General features: G+C 35.3%; 13 protein-coding genes. 12 read left to right on the forward strand and 1 reads right to left on the reverse strand.

What is annotated here, in order from left to right:
* The first annotated feature begins 312 nt into the window (after positions 1 to 312).
* The 10 genes from deoC to OGZ34_RS08125 all read left to right on the forward strand — a co-directional run bounded on the left by deoC (position 313) and on the right by OGZ34_RS08125 (position 8,559).
* Complete coding sequence (gene deoC / locus OGZ34_RS08080) at positions 313 to 1,056, forward strand: deoxyribose-phosphate aldolase (RefSeq protein WP_263362696.1); 744 nt, start codon at positions 313 to 315, stop codon at positions 1,054 to 1,056.
* Entirely contained in the window at positions 1,057 to 3,198 is a 2,142-nt protein-coding gene (locus OGZ34_RS08085) for an energy transducer TonB (protein WP_263362697.1), read from the forward strand.
* A gap of 159 nt (positions 3,199 to 3,357) precedes the next feature.
* Entirely contained in the window at positions 3,358 to 4,260 is a 903-nt protein-coding gene (cyoE, locus tag OGZ34_RS08090; protein WP_263362698.1) for a heme o synthase, read from the forward strand.
* Positions 4,261 to 4,262: 2 nt separating this feature from the next.
* Positions 4,263 to 4,862 (forward strand): cytochrome c oxidase subunit 3, encoded by a 600-nt coding sequence (locus tag OGZ34_RS08095; protein WP_173965422.1) that lies wholly within the window; start codon positions 4,263 to 4,265, stop codon positions 4,860 to 4,862.
* Positions 4,863 to 4,904: 42 nt separating this feature from the next.
* Positions 4,905 to 5,891: a cytochrome c oxidase subunit 3 gene (locus tag OGZ34_RS08100; RefSeq protein ID WP_173965423.1), complete on the forward strand. Its 987-nt coding sequence runs from the start codon at positions 4,905 to 4,907 to the stop codon at positions 5,889 to 5,891.
* 18 nt (positions 5,892 to 5,909) lie between these two features.
* The gene (locus tag OGZ34_RS08105; RefSeq protein WP_173965424.1) at positions 5,910 to 6,260 is read left to right on the forward strand and encodes a cytochrome C oxidase subunit IV family protein; all 351 of its coding nucleotides are present in this window, start codon (positions 5,910 to 5,912) and stop codon (positions 6,258 to 6,260) included.
* A gap of 78 nt (positions 6,261 to 6,338) precedes the next feature.
* Positions 6,339 to 6,980 (forward strand): hypothetical protein, encoded by a 642-nt coding sequence (locus OGZ34_RS08110; RefSeq protein ID WP_263362699.1) that lies wholly within the window; start codon positions 6,339 to 6,341, stop codon positions 6,978 to 6,980.
* Positions 6,981 to 6,990: 10 nt separating this feature from the next.
* Complete coding sequence (locus tag OGZ34_RS08115; RefSeq protein ID WP_173965426.1) at positions 6,991 to 7,680, forward strand: SCO family protein; 690 nt, start codon at positions 6,991 to 6,993, stop codon at positions 7,678 to 7,680.
* A gap of 2 nt (positions 7,681 to 7,682) precedes the next feature.
* On the forward strand, positions 7,683 to 8,264 hold the full coding sequence (locus tag OGZ34_RS08120; RefSeq protein ID WP_173965427.1) for a DUF420 domain-containing protein: 582 nt from the start codon (positions 7,683 to 7,685) through the stop codon (positions 8,262 to 8,264).
* Complete coding sequence (locus OGZ34_RS08125) at positions 8,257 to 8,559, forward strand: hypothetical protein (RefSeq protein ID WP_173965428.1); 303 nt, start codon at positions 8,257 to 8,259, stop codon at positions 8,557 to 8,559. Before OGZ34_RS08120 ends, OGZ34_RS08125 begins: the two co-directional genes overlap by 8 nt.
* A gap of 73 nt (positions 8,560 to 8,632) precedes the next feature.
* Here the strand turns inward: OGZ34_RS08125 and OGZ34_RS08130 are convergent, their stop codons facing one another.
* Positions 8,633 to 10,039, reverse strand: a complete 1,407-nt coding sequence (locus tag OGZ34_RS08130) for a DUF4403 family protein (protein WP_173965429.1) — start codon at positions 10,037 to 10,039, stop codon at positions 8,633 to 8,635.
* 180 nt (positions 10,040 to 10,219) lie between these two features.
* Here OGZ34_RS08130 and OGZ34_RS08135 point away from each other — a divergent pair, with 180 nt between their 5' ends.
* Positions 10,220 to 10,921: an ABC transporter ATP-binding protein gene (locus OGZ34_RS08135; RefSeq protein WP_173965430.1), complete on the forward strand. Its 702-nt coding sequence runs from the start codon at positions 10,220 to 10,222 to the stop codon at positions 10,919 to 10,921.
* The gene (locus OGZ34_RS08140; RefSeq protein ID WP_173965431.1) at positions 10,914 to 12,158 is read left to right on the forward strand and encodes an ABC transporter permease; all 1,245 of its coding nucleotides are present in this window, start codon (positions 10,914 to 10,916) and stop codon (positions 12,156 to 12,158) included. The genes OGZ34_RS08135 and OGZ34_RS08140 overlap by 8 nt, the downstream gene beginning before the upstream one ends.

A 12,158-nucleotide genomic window follows, 5' to 3' on the forward strand; every position in this document is an offset into this window, starting at 1 on the left:
TCTGTGAGCAATGTTATTTAGTCAGGAAAAAATGGATAAAAAAAAATTAGATTAGCAAGTTTTGATTTCAGATGTTTGAGTTGGTAAAAAACGAGGATTAAACTATTGGGAAAGATTAGATCAAAAAAACAGTAATTGTTGATCTTCATTCAAAAATCTATTAATTTAATGGTAGGACGTTGTCAGATTATTTTTAATGTTGTTTTGTTTTAAAAGAAACCCTCGTCGACTTTATGTAAATCTTCGCGGCCATGACTGTTAATTTTAATTTAAAATGTATTTTTGCCACAATTCTCAGAACACCCACAAATCATGAATGTTAAGCAATATTTGGACTCTACTTATTTAAAAACCGCTTCGCAAGCGGGATTGTCGGAAGCAGAAAACACCCTTGTGGTTAAAGATGCTATTGAAGAGGCAATTCGCGAAGGTTTTAAATTAATCATGATTCGGCCGGAACATGTAACTTTGGCTAAAGAAATGATTCATAAAGCCAATTCGACTTTGCTGGTGGGTACCGTTATTGACTTTCCTGAAGGTAGCTCAGATTTAGAATCTAAATTAAAAGAAGCAAACAAAGCAATTGAAGACGGAGCAGATGATCTGGATTTTGTTTGTAACTACACTGCTTTTAAAGAAGGTGATATCGATTTGGTAAAACAAGAGATCCTGGTGGGAACACAAATTGGTCTTGCAAATAACAAAACAGTAAAATGGATTATTGAGGTTGCGGCCTTAAATGATACGCAAATAATTCAGCTTTCGGCACTGATTAAAAATGTAGTCATGTCGCATTTTAAAGAAGAAAACTATACTTCGGTTTTTGTGAAATCGTCTACCGGCTTTTATAAAACCGAAAATGATTTGCCAAACGGAGCAACGCTGTCAACAATTATAATGATGTTAGAAAATGCATCGCCTTTACCAGTTAAAGCTGCCGGAGGAGTCCGGTCTTATGAAGATGCTATAGAAATGATTCGTTTAGGAGTAAAACGAATAGGAACCTCTGCCGCAAAAACAATTGCAGATGGAGGAAATACCCCAAATCAATATTAAATGAAAACCCAAATTTACGTGAATAAGATTTTCCTGTCTTGTGTTTTAACCTTAGCCACTTTGTTTGCTTTTTCGCAGGAAAGTACTAATACCTCTATTAAGTCCGGTTTTACCGCAGAACAATTTCCGGTTTTCCCAAATTGCGAAAATCTTCAGTCGAAACAACTGGAAAATTGTTTTTATAAAGAAGTGCAGGATTTTGTGTTTCAGAATTATCAGGTGCCCGCAAATCTAAAACAAGCCAATTATAAAGGAGAAGTAAAAGTACTTTTCGAAGTAGATGCAAATGGTGAATTCAAAGTAATTTATGTAAATGCAGTAAATGATGCTTTATCAGAAGAAGCTAAACGTGTTTTTAAGAAATTCCCGAAAATAAAACCTTCAACATATAATGGCAAGCCAACCTATTCCAAATACACCATTTCAATAGATATTCCATTAAAAAGCGCAAATCAGCTTGCTGAGGAAGCATTGGCAGCGGCTCAAATTTTAAAACCTCTTGAGAAACCAATGACTGAACTGGATAGTATTGTGTACAAAAAATACAACAATCCGGAGTTTGAAAGTCATCTAAATATCCCGTTTTCACACAGCTATTATGCGCAGTTTGATGGAGCGATGAATCAGGTAGGGAGCAACAATCACACTGCGTCTAAGCCTTATACGTATACCGAAGTTTCGAAATACTACAATTTAAAAGCGGTAAATCAATCGCTTCAAAAAAATGTTTCTACCTGGTTGGGAAGAAAATTTTGGAATGAAAACATGGTTCAGATTCAGGGGGAAGATTATTGGCTGTCCCTAAATCCAATTCTGGACTTGCAAATGGGTAAAGCATCGGATTTGGATGCTTCATACACCTACGTAAATACACGTGCCTTGAATTTTAGAGGAGGATTAGGAAAGCAAATTAATTTTACGACAACCATCTTTGAAAGCCAGGGAAGATTTGCGGGTTATTATAATGATTTTGCCGAAACATTAAAGCCGTCTGGAGGAAATCCGGCAATTATTCCGGGAATGGGAATTGCTAAACGATTTAAAACTGACGCTTATGATTTTCCTTTAGCAGAAGCAAGCATAACCTTTGCGCCAAGTAAAATCTTTGATCTGCAATTGGGTTACGGAAGAAATTTTATTGGTGACGGATATCGTTCTTTGCTGGAAAGTGACGGAGCAAGTCCGTATCCGTATTTTAAAATCAATACCACTTTCTGGAAAATAAAATACACAAATACCTATATGTGGCTTAAAGATGTTCGTCCGGATGTTACATTGGAAAAAACCTATGCGACAAAATTCATGGCCAATCATTATTTAAGTTGGAACGTTTCGAACAAACTGAATTTAGGTTTTTTTGAATCAGTAGTCTGGACAGATACAAATAACAGAGGCTTTGATATTAATTTTGTGAACCCAATTATTTTCTATCGTTCCGTTGAATTTGCTTCATCGTCAAGAAGTGGAAATGCATTATTGGGGTTGACCTCTAAGTACAAATGGAACAATAGTGTTAATTTATATGCTCAGTTTTTATTGGATGAATTTTCATTGGGAGATATTAAAAGCGGAAACAATAGCTGGAAAAATAAATTTGGATACCAGATTGGAGCGAAATATTTCAATGCTTTTAAACTGAAAGATCTGTTGTTGCAACTGGAATACAACCATGTGCGTCCATACGTATACTCACACAGTGCGGTAATTACCAACTATGGGCATAACAATCAGAGTGTCGGGCACCAATGGGGCGGAAATTTTAAAGAACTAGTGGCGATCGGACGTTACCACAGAGGGCGTTATTTTGCAGATGCCAAGTTTACCATTGGAACAAGAGGGCTGGACTTTGATACTGCTGAGGATGGTTTTAACTACGGAGGTAATATTTACAAAAGTTATGATGACAAACGTCCGTACGATAGCGAGGTAAAAGTAGGGCAGGGAAACAAAACAAGTGTTTTTATTGCTGACATACAAGGAGGTTATCTGATAAACCCGATGACGAATTTGAAACTATTTGGAAGTTTCTTATACCGAAACTTTGATCCTACAAAAGATACGGCGACAACTTTTAAGCAAAGTACGACTTGGTTTTCTATCGGATTGCGTTCTGATATCTTTAATTGGTATTTTGATTACTAGGGTTTTTAATAAGATTTTTCGAAATAATTGTGTTAAAGATTTGCAAGTCCTTATTTTGTAAAGGTTTTATTGAAAAAAATCTAATTTTATAGGTCTGGATTCTACAATCTAATTTGTACATTTGCACCACTCAAAAAAAACATACAAACAATTACCGTATTGAACGCTACTAAAAATACATTTTCAATAAAATCAATATTTACCGATTTCAAAGAGATTACTAAAGCTGGTTTGGCGATCAGTGTATTGTTCTCTTCTGTTGCCGGATATTTATTGGGAGTTAATGAGGAACATCCTTTTAAATGGAGTGTTTTGGCAGTTTTGGCAATTGGAGGTTATTGCATGGTTGGAGCTTCAAATGCTTTCAATCAGGTGATCGAAAAAGATATCGATGCTTTAATGGACCGAACTAAAAATCGTCCGGTTCCCTCAGGGCGCATGTCTCCGAAAATGGCTTTGTTTGTAGCGAGTTTGCTTACTATTGTGGGTATTGCTTTGCTTTACACCATAAATGCGAAGTCAGCAATGTTCGCTGCGATCTCTATATTTTTATATACCAGTATTTATACCCCTTTGAAAACGGTAACCTCGTTATCTGTTTTTGTGGGTGCTTTTCCCGGGGCAATTCCTTTCATGTTAGGATGGGTTGCTGCTACAGGGGAATTTGGGATCGAAGCCGGAACGTTGTTTTTGATTCAGTTTTTTTGGCAATTTCCTCATTTTTGGGCTATTGGATGGTTTTTGTATGAAGACTATGAGAAGGCTGGGATCTTTATGCTGCCAACCGGAAAAAAAGATAAAGGAACTGCTTTGCAGATTATTTTATATACAGTTTGGTTAATTATTGCTTCGTTACTGCCGGTTTTGGGGTATACAGGGCAATTATTTATTACACCAATAGCAGCAATTTTAGTGTTTTTGTTAGGATTGTGGATGTTGTTTTACGCGGTGCGTTTGTATCAGTTAAGAACGGCAAAAGCTGCGAGAACCTTAATGCTTGTAAGTGTTTCGTATATATCGTTGCTGCAAATCGTATTTATAGTAGATAAATTTTTAAGATAGTTATGGAAATGACAATAACAAAAACAGAAACGGCTGGTGAAGAAAAGCTAAGGAAAGCCAAATCGGCGAAACTTATCCTGTTATTCGCAATGGTAAGTATGACCATGATGTTTGCCGGACTTACAAGTGCTTTTGTAGTAAGTAAATCGAGAGCTGACTGGTTGAAAAACTTTGAATTGCCAACAGCATTTTATTACAGTACGGCAGTTATTATAGCATGCAGTGTCACTTTTTACCTGGCTAAAAAAGCTATTCAGAAAGACAATAGAAGCGCTACTACGGCATTGCTTTTGGGAACTTTGGCTTTGGGGATTTTATTCGTTGTGCTGCAATTTGCAGGTTTCGGACAAATCGTAGAAAGCGGGTATTATTTCACTGGAGAAGGTAGTTCAATTACTACAACATTTTTGTATGTAGTAACCGTGACACACTTGTTACACTTGGCCGGAGGGTTAATTTCACTTTTAATTATAATTTATAATCATTTTAAACAAAAATACAATTCGACTCAAACTCTTGGTATAGAACTAGGTGCGATGTATTGGCACTTTTTGGATTTATTATGGTTGTATTTATTTTTATTTTTATATTTCTTTAAATAAGAAAAAAACGTAAATTTGGGAACTTTTTAACGAATATCTTTTATGGGAGCGACAGTTACTACTGCAAACAACGACGAAAAAACTTGGGGAGGCGGTCATGAGATTCAGCCACTAGGATCAAGTTATGGTAAAATGATGATGTGGTTTTTTATCGTATCGGATGCCTTAACATTCTCTGGATTCCTTGCCGCTTATGGCTTTTCTAGATTTAAATTTATTGAAACCTGGCCTTTGGCTGATGAAGTGTTTACTCACTTTCCATTTATGCATGGCGTTGCGGCACCAATGTATTATGTGGCCTTAATGACTTTTATTTTGATTTTCTCATCTGTAACAATGGTTTTGGCTGTTGACGCAGGTCACCAATTGAAAAAAACAAAAGTTGCAATTTACATGTTCTTAACGATTATTGGAGGTTTTATTTTCGTGGGTTCTCAAGCCTGGGAATGGAAAAACTTCATTAAAGGTGAGTACGGAGCAGTAGAAACAGCGGGCGGAAGTTTATTGCAGTTTGTTGATAAAGATGGTAAAAGAGTTGCTCTTGCTGATTTTGCAGTTAAATTACCGGAACAAAGAGAAGCTTTAACAAGAAGTCATTCAACTTGGTTTATGGAAGATGCTCAGGCACAACCAACCTATACAGTTGCAGAAATTCAGGCAGGTTTTAAAGCTCATCCGGAAGTTTTGATCAGAACAGAACAACTAACGGATAAAAAGAAAAAAACAGTTTTATCAAGAGAAGAATCTGAAGCTCGTTTAGCAAGCGCTAAATATGTTGTAGAAGGTGCTAATTTGATTAGAAACGAATACGGAAATAAATTATTTGCTGATTTCTTTTTCTTCATCACAGGATTCCACGGATTTCACGTATTTTCAGGAGTTATCATTAATATCATTATTTTCTTTAATGTATTACTGGGTACTTATGAAAAAAGAAGAAGCTACGAAATGGTAGAGAAAGTTGGTTTATACTGGCACTTTGTCGATTTAGTTTGGGTATTTGTATTTACAGTTTTCTACTTAGTTTAATTTTAGATTTTAATTATTATGTCACACGAGCACGTATCAAATACAAAAAGAATCTGGTTTGTTTTTGCATTACTATCAGTAGTAACTACAGTAGAAGTTATCCTTGGTATTTACAAACCTGGAGTATTAGAGTTTAATCATTTTGTAGGTTTGAATTTGTTGAACTGGATATTTTATATTCTGACAATATTCAAAGCATATTATATAGTATGGGCATTTATGCACATGGAAGGTGAAAAAAGCAGTCTTAGATGGTCTGTTGTAGCACCAGTTATTTTCCTAGTTTTATATTTATTGTTTATTCTATTGACAGAAGGACATTATATTTATGGGGTTTTTAAAGATTCTACTATTAAATGGAATTTTTAACATGATATTAATTCGAAAAGAGGCTCCGTTTAACGGAGCTTTTTTTATTTTTGTACCTCAATAACTTCTGCACATATAATGAAAAAAAATATAGTTCTCTTTGTACTTTTTGTTTTGCCAATTGTAGCCTATTTGTTTTTTGCTTCCGGTGTTAACAGCTTCACTACGCTTCCCGTTATAACGCCTAAAATTACTGATTTTGGTAATTGGAAATCCCTCAGCGGTAAGAGAGTTTCATTAGATAAAAAGATCACGGTTTTGGGGTTTTCAGGATCTGAGATTTTAAGTAATCGAGGGAATTATTTTAACTTAAACGAAAAAATCTACAAACGTTACAATGGTTTTGAAGATCTTCAGTTTGTAGTGCTTTGCCCGTTAGGAACAGAAGCTGATGCACAGAAGGTATTAGATGCTCTTAAGCCGTTTACGGATGTGAAAGGCTGGAATTTTGTTTTTGCTTCACCTCAGGAAATTCGATCATTTTACGAGCAGTTGCATTTAAAAGGAAAATTAGATCAGAATCTTGGAACTCCAAATGTTTATATTATCGACAAAGAACGAAATCTAAGAGGAAGAAAAGATGCAGCTGAGTATAAAGAAGGGTATGACACTTTTCATCCTTCGGAGCTAAGTAATGAGATGCTGGATGACTTTAAAATCATTTTATATGAATATCGTGCTGCTCTAAAAAAGAACCACAACGCAACTAAGCAACTTTAATCCTTTTATTATGTTTAAAAATAAATCATATATCGGTATTTCATTTATCATTTTAATATTTGGAATTTATGCCGTTCCTAAAATCGTTGACAGAGTTAAAAATGGTGAGATTGTAAAAGGAAATCGTTTGGACAATGTTGGAGCGAAAACATCAAAGTCTGATGGTAAATTAATGAAGATTGGACCTGCTCCAAAATTCGAATTAACCAATCAGGACAATAGTAAAGTTTCGAATGAGACTTATAAAGGGAAAGTGTATGTTTTGGAGTTTTTCTTTACAACCTGTCCGTCAATATGCCCTAAAATGAATTTGAGCATGTTGGAAATTGAGAAAACGTTCTTCGGAAATCCAAATTTCGGAATCGTATCCATTACAATCGATCCAAAACACGATACACCGCAAGTTTTAAAAGAACATGCGAAGTTGTTAGGAGTAAAATCATCTACCTGGAATTTCTTAACGGGAGATAAAACGACTATCATGGAACTGTCTAACAAAGGCTTTAATTTGTATGCCGGAGAGAATGAAAAAGTAAGCGGTGGTTTTGAACATTCTGGCCTGTTCGCTTTAATTGATAAAGACGGAAATATCCGTTGCAGAAAAGATGAATTTGGAAATCCAAACATCTATTATGACGGATTAGATAAAAAAGGCGTTAGAGACATACAGGAAGATATTAAGATATTATTAGAAGAATAGAAATGGAAGATCATTCATTAGAAAAAAAATACAATAAATACATTATTGCGGTTTCAATCTTAATACCAGTTGTAGTGGGTATTTTATTTGTAATTAAATTAAAAGATTTTGGAATCAATGTTGAGCCTCTATCGTTTTTGCCGCCAATATATGCTACTACGAATGGTTTAACAGCAATTGCTTTGGTTTTGGGAGTTATTGCAATTAAAAATGGAAAGCAAAAACTTCATGAACGATTAATGACTTCGGCAATTGCTTTGTCTTTGGCTTTTTTGGTGATGTATGTTGCATATCATATGACGGCTGATTCTACTAAATTAGGCGACTTAAATCATGATGGGATTGTTGATGCGGTTGAAAAAGCAAAAGTCGGTGCTGTTAGATATTTGTATGTTTTTATTTTACTTACACATATCGTTTTATCAGTTGTAATTATCCCTTTCGTTTTGGTTACTTATGTTAGGGCACTTTCAAAGCGTTTTGACAGACATAAAAGAATTGCTAAAATAACCTTTCCGCTTTGGTTGTATGTTGCGGTTACAGGTGTTATAGTTTACCTAATGATTTCTCCTTATTATGCTTAAAATGGAAAATAGAATAAAGAATACAGAAAATAGAAGGGCAAATAAAAGTAGAGTAGTGAATTTTTTTTCAACCAAATACTTCTATGTTCTTTTGTCTATTTTCTTTTCTCTTAGTGTAAATGCCCAATGCGCAATGTGTCGTGCAGCGCTTGCAGGAGATTCGAATATCAAAAAAGCGGAAGCAGTAAACAATGGAATTGTTTATTTAATGGTTATCCCGTATTTACTGGTGGCCGTAATAGGTGTTTTGATTTACAGAATGTACCAGTCAAAAAAGAAAAAGTCAGACAATTAGACAATTCGATAATTAGATAATGTGTCAATTAGTTAATTATCGAATTGTCTAATTGACACATTTTATTTGACTATTATTTTAATCCGTTAACCGATACATTCACCGTTCCGTTTATTTTGATAAAAGCAATAATGGCTTGATTGGTCAGTTGAATTTTATCAAACTGAATATCTTCCATTTTTCCATTGACAAAAACACCCGGCATTGGAGAATAGTTTTTAAGATAGGCAGCCATGTTTTTTTTGCCCTCCTCTAAATTGGGTTGTATTGAATAACGGCAGCTTGCTTCCATTTTTCTTAAAATAAAGCCTTGTCCTAGCCAGCTTGCCGTACGCATTAATTTGCTTTTTGTATCTAAAACATAGTCGAGTTTTTCAAAGTAAATTTCTTTCGTCTGAGGATTGTATTGAGGGAATCCGTTTAAATAAAGAGTTCCGTTTATCGATCCTAAAACATCAAGTGCAATTACCATCTTTCCGTTTTTATGCCAGATCGATACATTTTTTACCGTCACTTTTTTAGTGCCGGAACCAAACTCCTGGCCGGCAAAATTCTTTGTCATAATTTTTGAGGCATCGATATAAGTAGATATGGCTGCTATGTTTGCCGAAATCTGATTTGGGATTTTAGCGACAGGTTTTAATACAATTTTGTTGACGCTGAATTTAGATTCGGGTTGTTTGCCTACTATAGTTTCCATATTACATTTCATTCCCATATCCAGCACAAACTGATCGTTTTTTAGTTTGGCATTTGTTGAATAAACTTCTACGGGAACAATTCTGAGCCAGCTTTCATATGTGTCACTTAGTTGAAATGGCGTGCATATCTTTTCTAATGCCGCTAAAACATTTGGTTTAAAATCCATGGATTTCTCGATGGCTTCATCAATTTTCTTTTCAATCTTAGATTTAAAAATAGAAATCGCTGGATTTACGAGATAAGTAATAGGCATGCTTTTTCCAAAGATTAGCATGGTTGGACTTTCGCTCCAGTCTAAAGATTTAAACTCTGTTTTTGTATTTAATTTCCAGTTCGTCAATGCCACTTCACTAGAAAGGGTAATAACGCCATTGAGGTTGAACTCCCTGGTATCGTATAAGTCAACGCCTAACTTCTTGGTGCCAATACGATATTTAATTGTCGCTTTTAGTGGCAAAATTGTTTTTATCTTTTTGTCCGGGCTTGCGGGATCATTTTGGATTCTTATGGGGGCTTGCTTCCAGATTTTCATCTCGATATCGTCATCGTCGATCGTATTGTCTTCGTAAATCAATCCATTTAGAAGGGAGTTTGTTTGATTTTCAATGTCGGTAAGCTTTACCGTGATGGGCAAATTGATAAAGGAAGGGTTTGCTTCATAAACTAACGGACTTGCATCATCCGGTTCCGGTTTTAAGGTTTCCAGTTTTTGAGCTGTAGAGCAGCTTGTAAGTGCTGCAACTAGTGAGAATAAAGAGATAATGGAAGAAAACTTCATCGTTAAGATTTTTTTAAGTCTGACAAAATTAAGAAAACAATTATATTATAGTGAAAATGTGTAACAATTAGCAAGAAAGCGAGTCTTATTCCAAGAACACAGGCCAATTATTAACGTTTTCTTACCATAAAAAGGTTAAGAAAAATGTTATTATTGTTTTAAAATTTAACAAATATCACCATGATCGAGATCAAAGATTTGCACAAGTCCTATAAAATGGGCAATTCGGAGTTGCATGTGTTAAAAGGAATTAATTTTAATATTGAAGAAGGTGAGTTGGTTGCAATTATGGGATCATCAGGGTCCGGAAAATCAACACTTTTAAATATATTAGGAATTCTGGATGAGGCCGATTCTGGTAGTTATATTTTAGATAAAACGCCTATTAAGAAATTAAACGAAACAATAGCGTCTAAATATCGTAATAAGTTTTTGGGATTTGTATTTCAATCTTTCAATCTAATCAACTATAAAACGGCTCTCGATAATGTTGCAATGCCTTTGTATTATCAGGGAATCAAAAGAAAAGAGCGTTATGACATTGCGATGAAATATTTGGAGAAAGTTGGGCTAGGTTCACATTCTCACCATTTACCTAATGAGCTTTCCGGAGGTCAGAAACAACGTGTTGCTATTGCCAGAGCTTTGGCTTCAAATCCAAAAGTTTTATTGGCGGATGAGCCCACGGGAGCTTTGGATACCAAAACGTCCTATGAAGTTATGGAATTGATTCAGGGAATTAACGATGAAGGAAAAACGATCCTTATTGTAACTCATGAACCTGATATTGCCGCAATGTGCAAAAGAAATGTGGTCCTGAAAGACGGATTAATTATCGATGATAAAAAGGTAGAACAAGTTAGAGCTTCATCTTATGTTTAATATTGAGCGTTGGCAGGAAATATTTGAGGCAATCTCTAAAAATCGATTAAGAACGTTTCTTACCGGAGTTTCTGTAGCGTCAGGGATTTTTATTTTAGTGATTTTGCTTGGAGCGGGTAAAGGGCTTCAGAACGGAATTGAGAAGCAATTCGAGCGTGATGCTGCCGGAATTATTGAAGTTTGGTCAGGAACCACAACAAAAGAGTACAAAGGTTTAAATCCGGGAAGACAAATTCAGTTTAGAAACAGTGATTATTCTCAGTCTGTTCAGAAATTTAATGATAAACTGGAGTTGAAGGCGGCAACGCAAAATTATTGGGGTGGGACATTTACCTATGGTAAAGAATCCGGAAGTTATCAATACAGAGGAGTAGATCCGGATTATTCAGGAATAGAGAATCTTACTGTTGTTCAGGGACGATACATAAACAGTAGTGATTTAGCCAATAATGAAAAAGTAGCCTGTATTGGGATGAAACTCAAAACAGATTTGTTTAAAGACAAAGATGCTCTGGGGAAAGAGATCGCGATTAACAATATTAATTTTAAAGTAGTAGGAGTCTTTACTGATCCGGGAGGAGAAAGAGAAGAAACCAGAGCTTACCTGCCAAAAACGACAGTTCAGAGAGCGTATGGTGGTGGGGATAAAATTAGTAACCTGTTTTTTACTTTAAAGAAAACGAATGATTACGATGAAGCTTTGGCGCAGTCTGAAAAATTTACACAAGATTTAAAGAACCTTTTAAAAAGTAAAAATGTAATCGCTCCCAATGACGATAGTGGAGTTGGTGTCTACAATTCAGTGAAAGATGCAAAGCAATTTTATGATTTAAATTTATACATACGATTATTCTTCTGGTGGGTAGGTATTTGTACCATCATTGCCGGAGTTGTTGGGGTAAGTAATATCATGTTGATTATTGTAAAGGAAAGAACAAAGGAAATCGGAATACGAAAAGCACTTGGAGCTTCTCCGTTTTCAATCATTTCGATGATACTTCATGAATCTATTTTCATAACCACTATTGCTGGTTTTGTTGGTTTATTGGCCAGCTTGGCTTTACTGGAATTTGTGGGGCCAATGGTACAAAGTGAGTATTTTAGAGATCCTGAAGTCGATTTTAGTGTAGCTTTAACCACGCTTGCTTTGCTTGTATTTGCCGGTGCTATGGCGGGATTTTTCCCAGCATACCGAGCAGCCAAAATTAAACCTATTGTAGCACTTAGAGACGAATAA

Source organism: Flavobacterium collinsii (assembly GCF_946903285.1).
GTDB lineage: Bacteria > Bacteroidota > Bacteroidia > Flavobacteriales > Flavobacteriaceae > Flavobacterium > Flavobacterium collinsii.